Raw genomic sequence first — 21,530 nt, 5'->3', positions numbered from 1 at the left:
CAGCTATGGAAACGAAGCGTAAAGTAAAATCATCCGTCAAAGATGAAAGTCTCATCGAAAAACGGCGTGAACAGATGATTCAAGGTGCGGTGAAACTGTTCAAGGAAAAAGGATTCCATCGCGCGACGACCCGTGAAATTGCGAAGGAAGCTGGCTTTAGCATTGGTACGCTCTATGAATACATTCGGACGAAGGAAGATGTGCTCTACCTCGTTTGCGATAGTATTTACAATGAAGTGCATAGCCGTCTGTCAACCTTGCCAACTCAAGAAGGGACGATTGACGGTCTGCGGCTAGCGATTAACCAATACTTTCATTTAATCGACGATATGTCCGATGAGTTTCTCGTCATGTATCAGGAATCGAAATCATTGCCAAAAGATGCTTTGACCTATGTGCTGAAAAAAGAAATGGAAATGGTTGCTCTGTTTGAAAAGTTGCTACAGGCATGTGCAAAATCAGGAAATCTCCGCATAGCGCAAGCAGACATTGACATTGCGGCACACCATATTGTTGTCCAAGGACAGATGTGGGCATTCCGCAGATGGGCATTGAGTAAAAACTATACAATCGAAGACTATATTCGTATCCAGACAGATCAGCTTTTCAAAGGGCTTGTGGATTAATAAGGTGTCAGTCACGCACACAAATCGGGGTTCATGAATTGTGTGCGTAACTGACACTCCAGAAAAAGGGGTGTTCTAATATGGCTACAGTTGAAATTTATAAACCAAAACATCATATTCGGTTCGTCACAGCATCGAGCCTTTTTGACGGCCACGACGCGTCCATCAATATTATGCGTCGTATCTTGCAATCTAGTGGCGCAGAAGTGATTCATTTGGGGCATAATCGTTCTGTCGAGGAAGTGGTAAACGCCGCGATTCAAGAGGACGTGCAAGGAATTGCCATTTCATCTTACCAAGGCGGTCACGTCGAATATTTTAAGTATATGTATGATCTGCTACAAGAAAAAGGTGCACCGCATATTCGTATTTATGGCGGAGGCGGCGGAGTCATTATCCCGAAGGAAATCAAAGACCTACATGACCATGGGGTTGCCTGGATTTTCTCGCCAGAAGACGGTCGTAAGATGGGACTACAAGGCATGATCAATCGTATGCTGGAGGAATGTGATTTTCTAACAGAAGTGGACGATGAACTAGGTCAACTCGAAACAGTAACGACGGAAACACCGGAAGTGCTTGCCAATCTCATTACGTATGCAGAAGAAATGTATGATCAAAAAGATACCAAGGCGAATGCGTTTATCACAAAGGCGCGCACACTTTCCAAAAACACACCTGTCCTCGGAATTACAGGTACGGGTGGTGCAGGGAAAAGCTCGCTAACGGATGAGCTAATCAGACGTTTTTTACGAGAACTGCCTGATAAGAAAGTTGCCATCCTATCGATTGACCCAACAAAACAGAAAACGGGCGGTGCATTGCTTGGAGACCGTATTCGTATGAATGCGATTTTCAACAACCGTGTCTTCATGCGTAGCCTTGCAACACGTGGTTCCAGAACTGAACTTTCTGGTGCTATCAAAGATGTGCTCGATATTGTCAAAACAGTTGGTTTCGATTTGATTATTGTCGAAACAAGCGGAATCGGGCAAGGAGATGCGGAAATTACAGAAGTATCCGATGCTTCAATGTACGTCATGACGAGTGAATTCGGTGCGCCGACACAGCTTGAAAAAATCGATATGATTGACTTCGCAGACCTAATTGTTATTAATAAATTCGAAAGAAAAGGCTCTGAAGACGCACTTCGTCAAGTGCAAAAACAGTATCAGCGCAGCCATTTATTATGGGACAAAGACGTAGCGGAAATGCCTGTCTATGGCACAATCGCTAGCCAATTCAATGATAAAGGAACAAACGCCTTATTCGCTGCGCTCGTCAACGTGTTGAACGAGAAGTGTGGATTGGATTGGGAAACGTCCTATGGTCAATTCATTAAAACACAAAAACAGAACGTCATTATTCCAAATGACCGCCACCATTATTTGCGCGAAATTGCCAGTACGGTACGTGATTATCATAAGAAATCCGAACAACAAGTCGACCTTGCTCGTCGCCTTTTCCAGCTTGAAGGTGCCATTGAGGCTGTGAATGAAAAAGCGCCGAATGATGTGCTCACAGCATCTCTTCAATCACTTGTAGACGGTGTACGTGAAGAAATGACAGCTGAATCGAAGCGGATTTTAGCGAATTGGGAGCAGTTGAAAGAAGCCTATGCTGGCGATGAATTCATCACAAAAATTCGTGATAAGGAACTGCGGACAGCGTTAACAACTACGAGTCTTTCTGGCTTGAAAATCCCGAAAGTATCCTTACCGAAATTCAAGGATTACGGCGAGATTTTACGCTGGGTATACAAAGAAAATGTGCCTGGCTCTTATCCATATACGGCTGGTGTTTTCCCATTTAAACGCGAGGGAGAAGATCCGAAACGTCAATTTGCAGGAGAGGGTACACCTGAACGGACGAATCGTCGCTTCCATTACTTGTCGAAAGATGACGATGCTAAGCGCTTATCGACAGCCTTTGACTCTGTAACGTTATATGGGGAAGATCCAGATGAGCGTCCAGATATTTATGGCAAAGTCGGAGAGTCAGGCGTTAGTATTTGTACACTTGAGGATATGAAAAAGCTCTATGACGGCTTTGATTTATGCGCACCATCAACGTCAGTATCGATGACGATTAATGGTCCAGCTCCGATTATATTGGCAATGTTCATGAACACGGCGATTGATCAGCAAGTACGTCTGAAAGAAGAAGCACTCGGGCGCACATTGACAATGGATGAATTTACAGAGCTTCGCAGTGCAACATTACAAGTTGTACGCGGAACGGTGCAAGCCGATATTTTGAAGGAAGACCAAGGTCAAAATACTTGTATCTTCTCAACAGAATTTGCGCTCCGCATGATGGGTGATATTCAGCAGTACTTCATCGACCAACAAGTGCGTAATTACTACTCTGTGTCGATTTCGGGCTATCATATCGCCGAAGCAGGCGCGAACCCGATTTCACAGCTCGCTTTTACATTGGCGAACGGCTTTACGTATATTGAGTATTATTTAAGTCGAGGTATGGCGATTGACGATTTTGCGCCGAACCTATCGTTCTTCTTCTCGAACGGCCTCGATCCAGAATATACGGTAATCGGACGAGTCGCTCGCCGTATTTGGGCAGTGACCATGCGTGATAAATACGGTGCCAACGAACGTAGCCAGAAATTAAAATATCATGTACAAACATCAGGACGTAGCTTACACGCACAAGAAATCGATTTCAATGATATTCGCACAACGTTGCAGGCACTAATGGCATTGCAGGATAACTGTAACTCCTTGCATACGAATGCCTATGACGAAGCAATTACAACGCCGACAGAGGAATCTGTGCGTCGTGCAATGGCAATTCAGATGATCATTACAAAAGAGCTTGGCCTTGCAAAGAATGAAAACCCACTTCAAGGGACATTCATTATCGAAGAACTAACAGATCTTGTTGAAGAATCCGTGCTTCAGGAATTCGACCGCTTGAATGACCGTGGCGGCGTACTTGGATCAATGGAAACACAGTACCAACGCGGTAAAATTCAAGAAGAATCCATGCATTACGAAATGCTGAAGCACACGGGGGAGCTACCGATTATCGGCGTCAACACCTATTTAAACCCGAACCCACCGTCCGCGGATGATATCGATAACATGGAATTGGCGCGCGCCACGCAACAAGAAAAAGAAACACAAATTACCAATCTGCGCGCTTTCCAAGCTACACACGCAAACCAAACGGCAGAAGCGTTAGACAAACTTACGTCAGTAGCCGTCTCCGGCGGCAATATTTTCGCGGAACTGATGGAAACTGTAAAGGTAGCAAGCCTCGGCCAAATCACAAACGCCCTCTACGAAGTCGGCGGTCAGTATCGTAGAAATATGTAGTAAAAAAAAGAGCGTGACGTCCGAAGCCTAGACATAAAAACTCCACAGGGATTAAATGACCCGTGGAGTTTTTGTGATTAAACAGGTACTTATTTGGTTACTCCTAACTATGGAACCCTCATTTGAATGCTAAAGCTAATGGTTTCATCGAAAATAAACCAAAAAAGGTGGCATACTTTACCTTTATTTTCTATACTGTAAGATAATAGAGGAGGGGCTGTTTACCATGAAAAGGATTATGCATATAGCCATTATCACAGTAATTATTATTCTCATTTATTTTCTATATGATGACGGCTTAGGTGCTATCCCTTTCCTCTTGGCAGCTATTTATTTATGCTGGATTGTCATAAAAGAACTGAAAAGTTTGAGCGGAAGTAAAAGATTGTAGCATATTCCTGTCTTCATTGTATATAATGGTAGATATGCTTATCCACGTTCAGCGGATGCCGCTGAATGAAGATAGAGCCTCCGGACGCAATTACTCCGGGGCGTAATTGATCTGCAGAGAAAGGACGTGCGTCTATTGAATATCCGTGAAATGACAAAAGAACAACTGTTGGAAGAATCGATGATTAATATCGCCTATGCGATTTTGACTGAAAAACATGAGGCGCTTACACTTCAACAGCTAATGGATGAAATCCGGAAGCTTACAGGTATTAGCGAAAGAAAAATGAAGGAAAAACTACAACAATTCTATACAGACATGAACATTGATGGAAGATTCCTTGCAATCAATGACAACCGTTGGGGCCTTCGTGAATGGTACCCTGTTGATCAAATTGAAGAAGAAACAGCTCCAGTCGTTAAAGTACGCAAAAAGAAGAAGAAAAAAGCAGTGCTGGACGAAGAAGATGAGGATTTGGAAGAAGAGGATGACGATGAGGACGAGCTATTCGACGAAGAATTCGATGAGCTTGTGGACGAAGATGAGGACGAAGACGACGAGGAAGAGGAAGAAGAAATCGTCGAAATCGAAGTGGACCTACTTGAAGCTGACGATGATCTTGAAATCATCCCGGACGATGAGGAGCTCGAACTCGATGATGAAGAAGAAGATGAGGACGAAATTGAAGAATAAGTACTTGACTTCATTCGCCTAACACTATAAGATTTTACTGGGCTCCTTAAAAAAGGACACAAGAACTAGTGCATATGCGCTCCTCCTGTAGATTCATCTCTACAGACGGGGCGCTTTTTAATTTTTTCTTTTTGAATATGATAAAACGAATGGAGGAGTTTGACATGACAAAATATATTTTTGTAACAGGTGGCGTCGTATCATCGCTCGGTAAAGGAATCAATGCAGCATCACTTGGACGGTTATTGAAAAGCCGTGGACTTCAAGTAACGATGCAAAAGTTCGATCCATACATTAACCTCGATCCAAGAATGATGAGTCCCTTACAGCATGGTGAAGTATTTGTCACAGAAGACGGGGCAGAAACGGATCTGGACTTAGGTCATTACGAGCGCTTCATCGACATTAAATTGAATAAGTACTCAAACGTAACGATGGGGAAAGTCTATTCCTCAGTACTGAAAAAAGAACGTCGTGGTGAATACAACGGAGCCACAGTTCAAGTCATCCCCCATATTACGAACGAAATTAAAAGCCTTATCAAGCGCGCTGGAAAAGAAACGAATGCGGATGTCGTCATTACAGAAATCGGCGGTAGCGTCGGTGATATCGAATCATTGCCATATCTAGAAGCGCTTCGTCAGATGAAAACGGATCTCGGTAAAAATGACGTCATGTATATCCATAACACACTGATCCCTTATCTACATGCCGCTGGTGAAATGAAAACAAAGCCAACACAGCATAGCGTTAAGGAACTACGCAGCCTTGGCATTCAGCCAAATATGATCGTCGTGCGCAGTGAATACCCAGTGCCGCAAGAAATGAAGGACAAGATTGCATTGTTCTGTAATATTAAACCAGAAGAAGTCATCGAAGCACTTGACGCAGAAACATTATATGAAGTGCCACTTCGATTACATGAACAGCAGATGGATCAAATCGTTGTGGACTTCCTAGGACTTGAGACAAAAGAACCTGACATGACAGAAATGGAAGCACTCGTCGATAAAGTGAAATCCTTATCGAAAATAGTGCGCATTGGACTTGTCGGCAAATACGTCGAACTACAAGATGCTTATATTTCTGCGGTTGAAGCACTTCGCCACGCAGGTTACGGCTTCGACGCAGATATTGAAATGAAGTGGATTAATTCTGAAGAAGTAACAGCGCAAAATGTAGCGGAATTACTCGGGGATGTAGATGGAATCCTTGTACCCGGTGGTTTTGGTGAGCGTGGCATTGACGGTAAAATTGAAGCTGTCACGTATGCTCGTACAAACAAAGTACCGTTTTTCGGTATCAGCCTCGGTATGCAATTAGCTGCAGTTGAATATGCACGCAACGTTATGGGCTTAGAAAATGCGCATTCAGCCGAATTTCATAATGAGACGAAATACCGAATTATTGAAAGTCCAACTGAAAGCAATGCCAACTCAGAAGACTACTTCAGACTTGGCGTTTATCCATGTAAATTACAAGAAGGTACAAAAGCGCGTGCTGCTTACGGTGAAGAATTGATTTACGAACGCCACCGTAACCGCTATGAATTTAACAACGAATACCGAGAGCAATTTGAAGCCGCGGGCATGATCCTTTCTGGTATCAGCCCGAATGATGAACTTGTTGAAATTATCGAACTGGAAGACCATCCATTCTTTATCGGTGTGTCATTCCACCCAGAATTCGCATCACGTCCAACACGTCCACAGCCACTAATCCGGGACTTCGTCGAAGCAGCACTTGCCGGAAAATAAATATAGAAGATAGTAAATACCCTCCTGAAACTAGTTTCAGTAGAATGAAAAAGCCGCACCCAAAACGGAAAAATTCGTTAGGGTACGGCTTTTTTTATCCATTAATCCTCATCTGAAATCATCTCATCATACGCAAGCTTGACACCTTCATAAACAAACAAAGCCGCAATTGCATGGGGCTGAACAATACGTTTTCCATCGTCACCTGGTAACAAACCGCGTGTCAAACCCGTCGATATATATGTGTAGGACAAATCATGGAGCACATTCCCTTCACCTGGCTTATCAGCACTAAGCACAGCGAACGGAATAAAGCGCTCTGCAAGCAGTTGCGCTAAAGCTAACGCACGCTCATCCTCTGCTGAACGACTCAATAACCAAACACGGTCTGCAGATTCGATGTCCATTCCTTCTACATAGCGGACGGCTCCTTTAAACGGCTCTACACTCGTTAATGCAGTTGCTGTTACTGCGCCCATTTCGCCAAACCCAGCAATAATTACACGGCCCTCGCCAATTGTTGCTTGTGCAAGAAGTCTTGCTGTCTCTTCAATGGATTCTTCGGCATTAGCAGCGATACGCTGAAGAAGTCCGCCGATTTGTGTCGTTAATATTTTCATTATGATCACCTCTACTCCATTATAAGAAGGGAAGGTATAGAAAGCAAAAGAGCGGTGATTTGAAAAAAGTGTCGAAATTTGGACTCAAATCCGTAGAAATGCAATTAATTACAATAAAAAGAAGGAATAAACTTTAATGTGTCAAATAAGTACTATAAGTGAAACCGATTGCAGGAAGAAGGGGTAGAAGTTGAAAAACTTATTAATCGTTGACGATCAAACAGGCATCCGTCTTCTACTAGACGAAGTATTTCGGCGAGAGGGTTTTGTCACGAGGCTCGCCGCAAATGGAATGGAAGCACTTCAAGCCATAGAGAATGAAGTGCCGGATTGTGTCCTCCTTGATATGAAAATGCCGGGAATTGACGGTGTAGAAGTATTGAAGAGAATCAAGAAGGGCTGGCCGGAAGTTCCAGTCATAATGATGACCGCCTATGGAGAACTTGAACTGACTGATGATGCACTGCAAATCGGTGCATTAAAATATTTCACAAAGCCTTTTGATATTTATGAGGTTCGTGATGCCGTCAATGCACTTTTTGAAAATTGACAAATCGGACAGTGGTAAACACTGTCCTTTTTTGTTATGATTAAAAAGGTATATACTTAATATGCAATATTCAGTTCAATTTTTCGGAGGAGGAATTTACATGGCGTTAGAGTCAATGAAAGATATGATGATCAAAGGGAAAAAAGAAGGATATGCAATTGGCCAGTTCAATTTGAATAACCTTGAATACACACAAGCAATTTTACAAGCTGCACAAGAGGAGCAATCACCTGTTATTTTAGGTGTTTCTGAAGGGGCGGCGCGTTATATGGGCGGCTTCACAACAGTTGTTAATATGACGAAGGGTCTTATGCATGACCTGAAAATTACAGTTCCTGTAGCCATTCACCTTGATCACGGTTCAAGCTTTGAGAAATGTAAAGAAGCAATTGATGCAGGCTTTACGTCTGTCATGATCGATGCATCGTCAAAATCACTTGCCGAAAATATTGAAATTACTAAAAGCGTCGTTGACTATGCACATGAACGCGGTGTTTCTGTGGAAGCAGAACTAGGTGTTGTAGGTGGACAAGAAGACGATATCATTGCAGAAGGCGTTATTTATGCAGATCCAGCAGAATGTAAAGAGCTTGTTGAAAAAACTGGTATCGATTGCCTAGCACCTGCACTTGGATCTGTTCACGGACCTTACAAAGGTGAACCGAATCTTGGCTTTAAAGAGATGGAAGAAATCTCAGGTCAGTCGGATCTTCCACTTGTTCTACATGGTGGAACAGGAATCCCAACGAAAGATATCCAACGTTCAATTTCTTTAGGGACAGCAAAAATCAACGTTAATACAGAGAACCAAATCGAAGGTACAAAAGCTGTACGTGAAGCACTTGCGGCGGATACTGAAGTATACGATCCACGTAAATACTTAACACCAATGCGTGACGCTATCAAGAAATCAGTTATCGGAAAAATGCGCGAATTTGGTAGCTCGCAAAAAGCATAATACTATAGTAAGAGGAAAGAGGAGAAGCATTCAGTAGGGTGCATTCTCCTCCTTTTCCATTAAAAAGTACTGGTTCACGATAATTTAAAGGGGGATTTACAGATGAAATTTTTCATTGACACAGCAAACTTTGAAGAAATTAAAGAAGCACATAGTTGGGGGATTCTATCTGGCGTCACTACAAATCCTTCACTTGTCGCGAAAGAGGATGTTCCTTTCCATGACAGATTACGTGAAATCTCCACACTTGTCCCCGGCTCAGTTAGTGCTGAAGTAATTGCACTTGATGCGGAAGGTATGATCAAGGAAGGGCGTGAACTGGCGGCAATCTCACCAAATATTACAGTGAAATTACCGATGACGCCTGAAGGATTGAAAGCTTGTTCGGTGTTCTCGCAAGAAGGCATTCAAACAAATGTCACACTGATTTTTAGTGCAAACCAAGCACTCCTTGCCGCACGTGCAGGTGCTACTTACGTATCCCCATTCCTCGGTAGACTAGATGATATTGGACAGGATGGTATGTCTTTAGTTTCTACAATCGCGGATATCTTCACAATTCATGACATAAAAACAGAAATCATCGCCGCTTCAATTCGCGGTCCTCAACATATTACAGATGCAGCTCTTAGCGGTGCGCATATTGCAACAACGCCATTTAATGTTTTGAAACAATTATTTAGCCACCCACTGACTGACAAAGGAATCGAAGCATTCCTAGCAGACTGGGAAGCTAGGAAGAACAAGTGATGTACTGAAGGAGAATAATATGGACGTTTATAAAATTACAGGTGGCAAACCATTAAAAGGGACGATTAAAGTTAGCGGGGCAAAAAATAGTGCAGTTGCACTTATTCCAGCGTCCATTTTAGCGGACTCTCTCGTTACGATTGAAGGACTCCCTGAGATTTCCGATGTGTTGACACTTCAAGCGTTATTAGAAGATATCGGCGGAAAGGTCGATTTTACGGATGGAACAATGACGGTAGATCCAACAGAAATGATCTCTATGCCACTTCCGAATGGAAATGTGAAGAAGCTCCGTGCGTCCTACTATTTGATGGGAGCTATGCTTGGAAGATTTAAAAATGCAGTAATTGGTCTTCCAGGAGGCTGTCATTTAGGGCCAAGACCTATCGATCAACATATTAAAGGGTTCGAAGCACTTGGTGCCAAGGTAACGAACGAACACGGTGCGATCTACTTACGTGCAGAAGAACTTCGTGGTGCGAAAATCTATTTGGATGTTGTCAGTGTTGGTGCAACGATTAATATTATGCTCGCAGCTGTCCTTGCTAAAGGACGTACAACGATTGAAAATGCAGCAAAAGAGCCTGAAATTATCGACGTTGCAACATTACTTTCCAATATGGGCGCGAAAATTAAAGGTGCAGGAACAAATGTCATTCGAATTGACGGCGTAGAAAAACTTCACGGCACAAAACATACAATTATTCCTGACCGTATCGAAGCAGGTACATTTATGATTATGGCAGCTGTTGCCGGAGACGGTGTGACAATCGACAACGTTATACCATTTCACGTAGAAGCTTTAACAGCCAAGCTCCGTGAAATGGGTGTCAACATCGTTGAAGGGGCAGAACAAATTTTCATCCCGAAATCGAAAAACTTACATGCAGTCGATGTGAAAACACTTGTCTATCCAGGATTCCCTACAGATTTGCAACAGCCATTTTCCGTATTGCTGACACAGGCAGTTGGCTCGTCCGTCATTACGGATACCGTCTACTCTGCAAGGTTCAAGCATATCGACGAGTTGCGTAGGATGAATGCGGATGGGCGTGTTGAAGGGCGATCAGCCATTGTAGAAGGACCGACGCCACTACAGGCTGCAACAGTCCGTGCATCGGATTTACGTGCCGGTGCTGCACTCGTCCTCGCAGGGCTTATCGCAGACGGAGTAACGGAAGTACAAGAAATTCAACATATTGAACGCGGCTACAGCTCTCTAATTGACAAACTTCAAGGTCTCGGTGCGGACATCCGTAAAGTGACAATTCCAGAAGAAGTGATTGTTAACGAATGAACAGACAAGCAACTTAAATGTTTGTGTTATAATTATTTCGAGTGGTAAAACCTACGGGACAACCGTAAAACGGGAGGAACACAGCCAATGGAACGCAGTCTATCGATGGAGTTAGTTCGAGTTACAGAAGCGGCGGCAGTTTCAGCATCACGCTGGATGGGACGCGGTTTAAAAAACGAGGCAGATGACGCTGCAACAACAGCGATGCGTAACGTATTTGATACGATTCCGATGCAAGGAATTGTTGTGATTGGTGAAGGCGAGATGGACGAAGCACCAATGCTTTATATTGGTGAAGAGCTAGGAACAGGCCAAGGTCCTGAAGTGGATGTTGCAGTGGATCCACTCGAAGGAACAAATATCGTTGCAGCTGGTGGTTGGAACGCGCTTGCAGTTATTGCCATCGCGGATAAAGGAAATTTGCTTAACGCACCGGATATGTACATGGATAAAATTGCGGTCGGTCCAGAAGCTGTTGGTAAAGTTAGCCTAGATGCATCTGTTACAGAGAACCTGCATGCTGTTGCAAAGGCGAAAAACAAAGATATTGGGGATATTGTTGCCACTGTTCTGGCGAGGGATCGTCATGCTAAAATTATTGAAGAAATTCGTGCAGCAGGTGCCCGTATTAAGCTCATCACAGACGGCGACGTTGCAGCGGCTATTAACACGGCGTTCGATGAAACAGGTGTGGACATCATGTTCGGAATTGGCGGTGCACCGGAAGGCGTCATCGCAGCAGCTGGACTAAAATGTCTGGGCGGTGAACTACAAGGAAGACTTATTCCTATGAATGATGCAGAACGGGAACGTTGTGAAAAGATGGGCATTGATGTTGAAAAAATATTATACATGGATGATCTCGTCAAAGGGGACGATGCCATCTTCGCCGCAACTGGCGTAACAGATGGAGAACTTCTCCGAGGCGTACAGTTTAAAGGTGGCTATAGTGAGACACACTCACTTGTCATGCGTTCAAAATCGGGTACGATTCGATTTGTTGAAGGTCGACATAGCATGGAGAAAAAACCTCTGCTCGTTATGCAAGATTGATTTGAATTAGTAAAAGTATCTGCTAGTTCAAGCTTCCGATGTACTCGTACCGACATTGCTGCAGGTTGTGTTGCAATTAATTAGTCGGTCGACGGATGTGCAATTGATTAGACCCCATCGCCTGGCCGTGTGCCGGGCGTCTTCCCTTTGCCTCAAAAAAATACCCATTAACGTAAAGAGTGGTGCCAAAAGATGACAATACTAACAATCTCAACGCTGGAGAATATGACTTTAAAGGAGTTATATGCCCTCGCTAAACAATTCAAAATTGCCTACTATGCCAAACTAACAAAAAAAGAATTGATTTTTGCTATATTAAAATCAAGAGCTGAACAGGAAGGCTTTTTCTTCATGGAAGGTGTTCTTGAAATTATTCAATCGGAGGGCTACGGCTTCCTTCGTCCGATTAACTACTCCCCGAGTTCGGAAGATATTTATATATCGGCTTCGCAAATCCGTCGATTCGATCTTCGGAATGGTGACAAAGTGTCAGGGAAAGTTCGACCTCCAAAAGAATCGGAGCGCTATTACGGTCTGTTACAAGTTGAGGCCGTTAACGGTGAGGACCCTGAAGTTGCCCGTGAGCGTGTGCATTTCCCAGCCCTTACACCGCTTTATCCAGATCGGCACATAAAGTTGGAAGTAGACCCTATGAAGCTGTCAACGCGTATTATGGATCTCGTTTCACCGGTAGGTTTTGGTCAGCGTGGACTCATTGCTGCTCCACCAAAAGCCGGGAAAACATTGCTATTAAAAGAAATTGCCAATTCAATTACAACGAATCATCCCGAAACGGAGCTCATAGTCCTTCTAATTGATGAAAGACCGGAAGAGGTAACGGATATCGAACGGTCAGTGAATGCTGATGTCGTCAGTTCAACCTTCGACGAATTACCGGAAAACCACGTCAAAGTAGCTGAGCTTGTACTCGAACGAGCGATGCGACTAGTAGAGCATAAACGAGATGTTGTGATTTTAATGGATTCAATCACTCGACTAGCACGTGCTTATAACCTCGTCATTCCGTCAAGTGGTCGGACATTATCTGGAGGAATTGACCCTGCAGCATTCCACCGTCCAAAACGATTTTTTGGAGCTGCGCGTAATTTAGAAGAAGGCGGTAGCTTAACGATTTTAGCAACAGCTTTAATTGACACAGGCTCTCGCATGGACGAAGTGATTTACGAGGAATTCAAAGGAACGGGCAATATGGAGTTGCATTTGGACCGCCATCTTGCAGAACGACGTATTTTCCCGGCGCTCGATATTCGTCGCTCAGGCACGCGGAAAGAAGAATTACTCATTCCAGCCGATCAGCTTGAAAAGCTTTGGGCAATCCGCAAAACATTTTCCGACGCACCGGACTTTTCAGAACGCTTCTTAAAGAAACTGCGTTTAACAAAAACGAACGAAGAATTTTTCGACAAGCTAAACGAAGAAATGAAAGCCCAGCGTAACGGTAAGGGATTGCTGTAAGGTAGATAATTTGAACGAATAGCGGAGGCGCCTTAACGGGGGAGCCGAAGCTATAAGACTGACGGCGAAGCTGTTTGGCTTGTGGCGGGAGACATCCCCCAGCGCAGCAACGAGTTCGACGCGATTTTTTATGTCAACATATCTAGAAGTTAATTTCACAATAAAAGTTGCACATGAAAATAGAATTTGATATAATAACTCAGGTATGTTAGATACTATCTGTTGCATATGCGGTTGACACATACGGACCGTGTAAGGCACCAGTCTTATATTATAACTCTGTACCAGATGGTCCAGGGCAAAGGAGAGAGCGTAATGAAAACAGGAATTCACCCAGCTTATGAGGCAGCAACTGTTACTTGTTCATGTGGAAACACATTCACTACAGGTTCTGTAAAAGGAGACATCCGAGTGGAAGTTTGTTCCGAATGCCACCCATTCTATACTGGACGCCAAAAATTTGCTGCAGCGGACGGCCGTGTCGATCGCTTCAACAAAAAATATGGTCTCAAAGAAGAAGGCCGCGACGAAGAGTAAGGCTTTCACAATACCCGTCAGGTGCATATGCGCCGGGCGGGTATTTCTATGGTCGAAAACGGTCTATATAACATAGTTGGCTTAGAAAAAACAGACGTTAAATTTAACATTTTTTCGGGTATGATAGACTTTCCAAGGAAGATTTAGAAACGACCCTATACAGAAGTACCGAAAGGAGCGGATCATCCATGTACGTAACCATGCAAGGTGGATGGATTGAAGTAATTTGTGGCAGCATGTTTTCAGGAAAATCGGAGGAATTGATTCGACGTGTGAGACGAGCTCAGTTCGCCAAACAAAAAATAGCTGTATTCAAACCGGAAATCGATGATCGTTATAGCGAAGAGGCTGTTGTGAGTCATAATGGGACAACCGTCATTGCGATACCAGTTGCAAACTCATCGCATATCGAAGAATTTATTACAGAAGACTATGATGTCATTGCGGTCGATGAAGCTCAATTTTTTGACGATCATATCGTAGATACCGTAATGGAGCTAGCAGATCGAGGATTCCGAGTCATCATCGCCGGTCTCGACCAAGACTTTCGCGGCGAACCGTTCGGCCCGATGCCGCGTCTAATGGCGATTGCCGAACACGTCACAAAACTACAAGCCGTCTGCACAGTATGTGGATCACCCTCAAGCAGAACACAACGGCTCATTAACGGTATACCCGCTGGCTATGACGATCCCGTCATTCTTGTAGGTGCCGCAGAAGCATATGAACCAAGATGCCGGAAACACCACGAAGTACCCACAGGCGTTTCAATCATGGCTGAAGTAAAAGGATAACGCTATAAACCCGTCCGTGGAAGAGGGCGGGTTTTATAATGTTTGTCGAATGTTGGTCGCTTTGCTAACAATGTTGGAAAGTCAGTCCGTTGTTGGACACTTTGCTAATAATGTTGGAGAGTCAGTCCGATGTTGGACACTTCGCTAATAATGTTGGAGAGTCAGTCCGATGTTGGACACTTCGCTAATAATGTTGGAAAGTTCGTCCGTTGTAGGACACTTTGCTATTAATGTTGGAGAGTCCGCCGTCAATGTTGGACACTTCGCTAACAATGTTGGAGAGTCCGCTGTCAATGTTGGACACTTCGCTAACAATGTTGGAAAGTCAGTCCGTTGTAGGACACTTTGCTAATAATGTTGGAGAGTCCGCCGTCAATGTTGGACACTTCGCTAACTATGTTGGAAAGTCAGTCCGATGTTGGACACTTCACTAGCAATGTTGGAAAGTCAGTCCAATGTTGGAGAGTCCACCGGCAATGTTGGACACAACACCGCCAACCCCACTAATTTCGCAGTATACACATCAGTGGTTGTATTTACCCCGTCATTTCCCGTACAATAAACGTACAAAACAGTCCTGAAAAAGAGGTGCACACAATGTTTGAAAGGCTTCAAGCAGTAGAAGATCGTTACGAACAATTGAATGAATTGCTGAGCGATCCGGAAGTTGTAAGTGACATCGCGAAACTTCGTGATTATTCGAAAGAACAGTCCGGCCTGCAAGAAACGGTTGAAATATACCGTGACTATAAAAATACAAAAGCAGAATATAAAAATGCCAAGGAAATGCTGAACGAAACGCTCGAAGATGACATGAAAGAGCTTGTGAAAATGGAAGTGGCTGAACTAGAAGATAAAATTGAGTCACTTGAAGAAAAGTTGAAAATCCTGTTAATACCAAAGGATCCGAATGATAATAAGAACGTCATTATGGAAATCCGTGGGGCAGCCGGTGGCGACGAAGCCGCCTTATTTGCGGGGAATCTATTCCGTATGTATAGCCGCTATGCGGAAATGAACCACTGGAAAACGGAAGTAATCGAATCATCCCCAACGGAACTCGGTGGTTTTAAAGAAATTATTTTCATGATAAACGGCAACGGTGCATATTCAAAACTAAAATTTGAAAATGGCGCACACCGGGTTCAGCGAGTACCGGAAACTGAGTCTGGTGGAAGAACGCATACATCAACTGCGACAGTCGCAGTCTTACCGGAAGCTGAAGATGTCGATATTGAAATTCACCGAGAAGATTTGAAAATCGATACGTACCGTTCAAGTGGTGCAGGTGGTCAACACGTTAACACGACAGACTCTGCTGTTCGTATTACGCACCTACCGACGGGAATCACCGTATCCATGCAAGATGAAAAATCACAAATTAAAAACCGTGAAAAAGCGTTAAAAGTATTAAAAGCCCGTGTCTATGATGCGGCACAACAAGAAGCGCAAGCAGAATATGCAGCGAGTCGAAAATCAGCTGTCGGAACAGGCGACCGTTCCGAACGGATACGCACGTATAATTTCCCGCAAAACCGAGTAACGGATCACCGTATTGGCTTGACGATTCAAAAGCTAGATCAAATTATTGAAGGCAAGCTCGATGAAGTCTTCGATGCGTTGATTATGGAAGAACAGGCTTATCGCCTCGAAAGTTTGGATCGCCATGACTGAAAAAATTTATGAAGCTCTTCAACGGGCTTCTTCTTTATTAGAAGAAAAAGGATTGGAACCGCATACGGCGCAAATGCTCATGGAATTCGTCACAAAAAAATCCAGGGCAAGCTTATTTGCGGATGTACGCGAGCTACTAACTGAGGTACAGCACCAAGCCTTTTGGGATAAAACAACTGAACTACTTGCAGGAAAGCCAGTCCAATATGTTATCGGAGAAGAAAGCTTTTATGGCTATACATTCAAAGTGGATGATAATGTCCTCATTCCGCGTCCTGAAACAGAAGAGCTTGTTTACGGAGCGCTGGAACGCGGACGAAAACGATTCCAAAACAAATCGATTACCGTTGCAGATATTGGCACCGGTAGTGGAGCAATCGCAGTGTCCTTCAAAAAAGAATGGCCGGAATCGATTGTCACTGCAACAGATATTAGTGAAGGTGCATTGTCCATCGCTAAGCACAATGCTGTAACAAACGATGTCAGCATTGACTTCCGACAAGGTGATTTGCTCGAACCGATTGCAAGTGACAAATGGGATATTGTCCTATCGAATCCGCCCTATATTGCCTATGAGGAAGCAACGCAGATGTCCGATACTGTATTGAAGCATGAGCCACATAATGCTTTATTCGCAGAGGAAGACGGGCTTTACTTCTATCGTAAACTGGCGGAGGGGCTACCAGCGCTTATGAACAAATCGTTTCTTATTGCTGTGGAAATCGGCTATTTGCAAGGTCCGGCTGTGCATAAGTTGTTCCAAGACGCATTTCCAAACGCGATTGTGGAAACTGTCCAGGATATTAACGGTAAAGACAGAATAATATTTTGTGAGACTTGTGAATAAACCTCCTGCTATCCGTCAATAATGCGGTGTAGGAGGGGATAGACATGTTACCAGACTACGAGATTATAAGAGAGACAACTATATTCGAGAAGATGATACCTTTCATCGAATTTATCATCGTTCTCATTTTGATTCAGTCCGTATTGACATTATTCACAGCGGGGGCGGCAGAAGAGGATACTATTCGCTTCCGAATGCTCGCTCATTCTAACGCACCTGTCGATCAGCAAATGAAAAAGGACATTCAACAGCAAATTGAACCGCTTATTAATAAGGCGGTTGCTTCGTCTTTATCAACAAAAGAACTTGTGGGTAACTTAGAACGGCTTGAGAGCACCATTATTGAAACGGCAAAATCATTGTCGAATGGTCAAGCCATTTCATTGGAACGTAAAAAAGCGCTATTTCCCGCAAAGCGGTCGGGGCTAGTCATTCACCCACAAGCGACCTATGACGCTTATATATTAACAATTGGAAGCGGTCGTGGCGATAACTGGTGGTGTGCGCTATTCCCTAAAATTTGTTTTCCAGATAAACAGGAAAAGGATGAAGAACAAGTCACTTTCTTCATTTGGGAATGGATAAAGGGACTATTTGATTGAGTTACTAACAAAAGATGTGGATAACTAACAAAAGCATGTGGATAAAGGGGGTTCAACCTGTGGAAACTATTCTAATTTCAGTGGATAATCATCTGGATAACAACAAAAAATACCAACAAGCTGTGGATATTTTAACAAATGGTGGTGTAGTCGCTTTCCCAACAGAGACAGTTTATGGACTTGGTGCACTTGCAACAGATGGGCAAGCGGTACAGAAGATTTTTGAAGCGAAGGGAAGACCGTCCGATAATCCGCTCATCGTTCATATTGGCCGGCAAGCTGAGGTTGCCAATTATGCAATGCATATTACAGAAGATGCGAAAAAACTGATGGACGCTTATTGGCCGGGGCCTCTTACACTTGTTTTCGATAAAATGCCAGGTGTCATTGCGCCGAATGTTACACCGGGTGTTGAAACAGTTGGGATTCGAATGCCGGATCACCCAGTGGCATTAGAGTTACTGCAGGCATTAGGAGGACCACTTGCCGCACCGAGTGCTAATCGAAGCGGTAAACCGAGTCCAACTGAAGCCATACATGTTTTTGAAGATCTAGAAGGGCATATTCCACTCATTTTGGACGGAGGACAGACAGGGATTGGTGTTGAATCGACTGTCTTGGATATGACGACGAACCCGCCAACCATTTTACGACCGGGTGGTACGACGCAAGAAATGATTGAGATGATAATTGGTCCAGTACGTGCAGATAGTAAAGATCCCGGCGAACAAGCACCGCGTTCACCAGGCATGAAATATATGCATTATGCACCAGAAGCGCCTCTTTTCGTCATTGCACCTGATGTGATTGCGATTCGTGAAGCGGTCGACGTTCTCCACGAAGAAGGTAAGCGAGTTGCGGTAATCGGGCCGGACGATATCGATATTCCCGCCGCAGATTGGTATTTTGCGGTTGGCCCAAGAAATAATAATGAGGCGATGGCCTCTCACTTATACAGGGCGCTACGTCAATGTGACTTAACGCAGGCGGATATTATCCTCGCAGTTGAAACAGATTTGTCCGGAGTAGGTGCTGCGGTCATGAACCGACTAACCAAGGCAGCTGACGGAAAACGTTACGAGGACTAAGTGACATCTGCCGGCGGCGTAACTTGAATCAGCTGAAGTCGGAGACGCCGGCTGATTCAAGTTGAACATGAATGACCTCCCGAGAAAGCGCATAAGATGGACAGATGCGGTATCTGGGGAGGTTTTATTGTGGTGGAATTAGTTGCGGCAGGCATTACAAGCGTTGACGTTGTAGTCGTCTTCGCTTTCTTGCAGGTGAAAGAAGGAAGATTTGGGTTGGCACTTTGGACGTCTTTTCTCAATATGTTCTTCCCTTTTCTTGGATTTGCGACGGGAGAGCTATCATCACATCTATTTGCAGAATGGAGCAGTCTATTATCGGGCATATTGCTCGCTTTAATTGGCATACATATGTTGTTACAGGATGATGGGCCAGGATCTACGAGGAAACATCTCCCTCCCGCTTTAGTTGCGCTAGCAGTCAGTCTTGATACCTTCTCCGTCAGTGTTTCATTCGGTATGCTTCATTTTGATAAAACCCTCTTTATCCTCGCATCAGGTCTATTCACATTTATCCTTTCTTATACAGCACTTATATTTAAAGAGCGAATGGGTTTAGGAGATGGAAAAAATATAAGGCGTTTTGCAGGCATTGCTTTATTGGTCATGGGTGTAATGTCATGTTTTCGTTGAAATTATCTATTCCTTTATTGGCAAAACTCGGTTATTCTATAGGAAGTAGGTGAGAGATAATGAATATTTATTTGATTTGCACAGGCAATACGTGCAGAAGTCCGATGGCGGAAGCGGTTCTTCGCTCCAAGGAACTCGGCAATGTGACGGTTCGCTCGGCGGGTATACATGCCCAAAACGGGCAGCCCATTTCACGACATGCAAAAACGCTTATTGAAGAAGCGGACATGCCCTACACTCCGTGGTCAAGAGCCGTCACAGGCGAAGATTTGGAGTGGGCAGATGTAGTGCTGACGATGACGGAAGCGCATAGGGCTGAGCTCCTATATCGTTATCCGACAATGCAAAAGAAAACGTTTACTTTAAAAGGGTTTGTGGAGTTTGAAACGGGTGGGGATGTACAAGATCCATACGGAGGTAATCTTGACATGTATCGCCAGACATTTAGTGAGTTGTCTACTGTGATGGACAGATTAGAACAGAAGTTAACGGAGGGACAAGCATGAAAGAAACTGGCAGAAAGAAATTTGGATTACGTAAAAAAATCGTTCTTTTTGTAACAATCTTGGCAGTTGTCACCTATACGACGAGTGGTATTTTTATCAATATTATTCAACCCCAATTTTTCCCGAACTTTAATGCATTTTTGTTTGAGCTGTTAACGTATGCAGCAGGGGTATTTTGGTCGGGCGTATTGGCATTTGCCTTCAGTACAATATTGACAAAGCATTTACAAAAACTCGAAACAGCCGCAATTAGAGTATCTAAAGGGGAAATTGGCACAGATATCGAACTGCCACGCTCATCCGATGAAATCCGTTCTGTAGCAGAAGCGTTTCAACAAATGGTTCTCAATCTACGCACGATTGTGGGGCAAATTGAAACGAACTTTGAGCAAACGGCGAGCACAGTGGATAATCTATCCTCCGAAACAGGTGCAGCCGCAAAACAAGCAGATGCAGTAGCGTCAACCATTATTGAAATTTCTACGGGGGCAGAGGCGTCGGCTGTTGCAATCCAAGAAACGGCGGAAGCGATGGAAGACATTCGATTGCTAGCTGTTGAGGTAAGCAATCGAGCAGAAGATTCATCAGTCCGTTCACAAGAAATGTTGGAGGAGCTTAGACGGACGACGGAAGTGTTCCGTATACTCGTCGACGGAATCCGTGATATGTCGACGCAAAGTGAGCTATCACTAGGTACAATTAGGCAGCTCGATCAAAATGCGTTGAAAATCGGAGAAATTGTTCAGCTCGTAGGCAATATTGCAGCACAAACGAATTTATTAGCACTCAATGCCTCTATCGAAGCGGCGCGTGCAGGTGAGCATGGGAAAGGCTTCGCAGTCGTTGCAGAAGAAGTTCGTGTCTTGGCGGACGAAAGTGCAAGAGCTGTACAAGGTATCTCGGGCCTAGTCAGTACCATCCAAACAGATGTAACAAAAGTCGTTAAAGACATGGAGCAACAGGTGAAAACAGCGGCGTTTGAAGCTGATCGTGCCAATGAGACGAGTGAAAATGTCGCAGAAATGGCAACCAAAATCAATGGAATGGCTGACTCTGTTGTCGACATCACGAAATTTGTGGAGCGGCAATTGTCGAACATTGAAGTGACTGCACGCCAATCTCAAGAAGTAGCGGCAATTGCAGAAGAAACATCGGCAGGTGCACAAGAAGTAGGAGCAGCTACTGAGGAACAAGTACGCTCTATTGAACAGGCAGATGCAATGGCTGGTGAACTGAAAAAGCAATCAGAGAAACTTTATGAAGTCATCAATCAATTTGATTTAACAAAATGAATGAAACACAGTCGAAGTAAAATATGCTGATGCATAATTAACTTCGAC

Annotated in this window: 20 protein-coding genes; 19 read left to right on the top strand and 1 reads right to left on the bottom strand. The window is 44.0% G+C overall.

The genetic code is table 11. The annotated features are described in order from the left end of the window. Positions 1-5 precede the first annotated feature (5 nt). From R2B77_RS12415 to R2B77_RS12400, 4 genes are all read left to right on the top strand, one after another. Positions 6-626, top strand: a complete 621-nt coding sequence (locus tag R2B77_RS12415) for a TetR/AcrR family transcriptional regulator (protein WP_203248428.1) — start codon at positions 6-8, stop codon at positions 624-626. Between the two features lie 80 nt (positions 627-706). After that, positions 707-3,964 carry a fused isobutyryl-CoA mutase/GTPase IcmF gene (gene icmF, locus R2B77_RS12410; protein WP_203248429.1) on the top strand — a complete coding sequence of 1,086 codons (3,258 nt, stop codon included), beginning with the start codon at positions 707-709 and terminating at the stop codon, positions 3,962-3,964. A 517-nt stretch (positions 3,965-4,481) separates the two neighbouring features. Then, entirely contained in the window at positions 4,482-5,048 is a 567-nt protein-coding gene (gene rpoE, locus R2B77_RS12405; RefSeq protein ID WP_322555712.1) for a DNA-directed RNA polymerase subunit delta, read from the top strand. A gap of 74 nt (positions 5,049-5,122) precedes the next feature. Further along, entirely contained in the window at positions 5,123-6,805 is a 1,683-nt protein-coding gene (locus tag R2B77_RS12400) for a CTP synthase (protein WP_404830754.1), read from the top strand. Between the two features lie 101 nt (positions 6,806-6,906). Here R2B77_RS12400 and R2B77_RS12395 read toward each other — a convergent pair whose 3' ends face one another. After that, positions 6,907-7,425 carry a DUF2529 family protein gene (locus tag R2B77_RS12395; RefSeq protein ID WP_203248432.1) on the bottom strand — a complete coding sequence of 173 codons (519 nt, stop codon included), beginning with the start codon at positions 7,423-7,425 and terminating at the stop codon, positions 6,907-6,909. A 190-nt stretch (positions 7,426-7,615) separates the two neighbouring features. On the opposite strand from R2B77_RS12395, the gene R2B77_RS12390 reads away from it, so the two are divergent. The 15 genes from R2B77_RS12390 to R2B77_RS12320 all read left to right on the top strand — a co-directional run bounded on the left by R2B77_RS12390 (position 7,616) and on the right by R2B77_RS12320 (position 21,482). Beyond that, complete coding sequence (locus R2B77_RS12390; protein ID WP_203248433.1) at positions 7,616-7,975, top strand: response regulator; 360 nt, start codon at positions 7,616-7,618, stop codon at positions 7,973-7,975. Between the two features lie 100 nt (positions 7,976-8,075). Then, positions 8,076-8,933, top strand: coding sequence for a class II fructose-bisphosphate aldolase (locus tag R2B77_RS12385; RefSeq protein ID WP_203248434.1), 858 nt, complete (start codon positions 8,076-8,078; stop codon positions 8,931-8,933). Positions 8,934-9,035: 102 nt separating this feature from the next. Then, positions 9,036-9,683 (top strand): fructose-6-phosphate aldolase, encoded by a 648-nt coding sequence (gene fsa / locus R2B77_RS12380; RefSeq protein ID WP_203248435.1) that lies wholly within the window; start codon positions 9,036-9,038, stop codon positions 9,681-9,683. Between the two features lie 19 nt (positions 9,684-9,702). Then, entirely contained in the window at positions 9,703-10,980 is a 1,278-nt protein-coding gene (locus R2B77_RS12375; protein WP_203248436.1) for a UDP-N-acetylglucosamine 1-carboxyvinyltransferase, read from the top strand. Between the two features lie 87 nt (positions 10,981-11,067). Next, complete coding sequence (gene glpX / locus R2B77_RS12370; protein ID WP_203248437.1) at positions 11,068-12,033, top strand: class II fructose-bisphosphatase; 966 nt, start codon at positions 11,068-11,070, stop codon at positions 12,031-12,033. Positions 12,034-12,225: 192 nt separating this feature from the next. After that, positions 12,226-13,509 (top strand): transcription termination factor Rho, encoded by a 1,284-nt coding sequence (gene rho, locus R2B77_RS12365; protein WP_203248438.1) that lies wholly within the window; start codon positions 12,226-12,228, stop codon positions 13,507-13,509. Between the two features lie 315 nt (positions 13,510-13,824). Next, complete coding sequence (gene rpmE, locus R2B77_RS12360) at positions 13,825-14,046, top strand: 50S ribosomal protein L31 (RefSeq protein ID WP_203248439.1); 222 nt, start codon at positions 13,825-13,827, stop codon at positions 14,044-14,046. 188 nt (positions 14,047-14,234) lie between these two features. Next, positions 14,235-14,840 (top strand): thymidine kinase, encoded by a 606-nt coding sequence (locus tag R2B77_RS12355; RefSeq protein WP_203248440.1) that lies wholly within the window; start codon positions 14,235-14,237, stop codon positions 14,838-14,840. Between the two features lie 597 nt (positions 14,841-15,437). Further along, positions 15,438-16,514, top strand: coding sequence for a peptide chain release factor 1 (gene prfA / locus R2B77_RS12350; RefSeq protein WP_203248441.1), 1,077 nt, complete (start codon positions 15,438-15,440; stop codon positions 16,512-16,514). Continuing rightward, complete coding sequence (gene prmC, locus R2B77_RS12345; protein WP_203248442.1) at positions 16,507-17,361, top strand: peptide chain release factor N(5)-glutamine methyltransferase; 855 nt, start codon at positions 16,507-16,509, stop codon at positions 17,359-17,361. Before prfA ends, prmC begins: the two co-directional genes overlap by 8 nt. A gap of 44 nt (positions 17,362-17,405) precedes the next feature. Continuing rightward, positions 17,406-17,963 carry a stage II sporulation protein R gene (locus tag R2B77_RS12340; RefSeq protein WP_203248443.1) on the top strand — a complete coding sequence of 186 codons (558 nt, stop codon included), beginning with the start codon at positions 17,406-17,408 and terminating at the stop codon, positions 17,961-17,963. A 59-nt stretch (positions 17,964-18,022) separates the two neighbouring features. Then, positions 18,023-19,051 carry an L-threonylcarbamoyladenylate synthase gene (locus tag R2B77_RS12335; RefSeq protein ID WP_203248444.1) on the top strand — a complete coding sequence of 343 codons (1,029 nt, stop codon included), beginning with the start codon at positions 18,023-18,025 and terminating at the stop codon, positions 19,049-19,051. Positions 19,052-19,180: 129 nt separating this feature from the next. After that, positions 19,181-19,684 (top strand): manganese efflux pump MntP, encoded by a 504-nt coding sequence (locus R2B77_RS12330; protein WP_203248445.1) that lies wholly within the window; start codon positions 19,181-19,183, stop codon positions 19,682-19,684. 59 nt (positions 19,685-19,743) lie between these two features. Beyond that, positions 19,744-20,190: a low molecular weight protein arginine phosphatase gene (locus R2B77_RS12325; RefSeq protein ID WP_203248446.1), complete on the top strand. Its 447-nt coding sequence runs from the start codon at positions 19,744-19,746 to the stop codon at positions 20,188-20,190. Then, positions 20,187-21,482 (top strand): methyl-accepting chemotaxis protein, encoded by a 1,296-nt coding sequence (locus R2B77_RS12320; protein WP_203248447.1) that lies wholly within the window; start codon positions 20,187-20,189, stop codon positions 21,480-21,482. Before R2B77_RS12325 ends, R2B77_RS12320 begins: the two co-directional genes overlap by 4 nt. Positions 21,483-21,530: the final 48 nt, after the last annotated feature.

Source organism: Sporosarcina beigongshangi, assembly GCF_033485195.1.
Lineage (GTDB): Bacteria > Bacillota > Bacilli > Bacillales_A > Planococcaceae > Sporosarcina > Sporosarcina beigongshangi.
The sequence above is the reverse complement of the archived record's forward strand: the minus strand, read 5'-3'. Positions and strand labels throughout refer to the sequence as shown.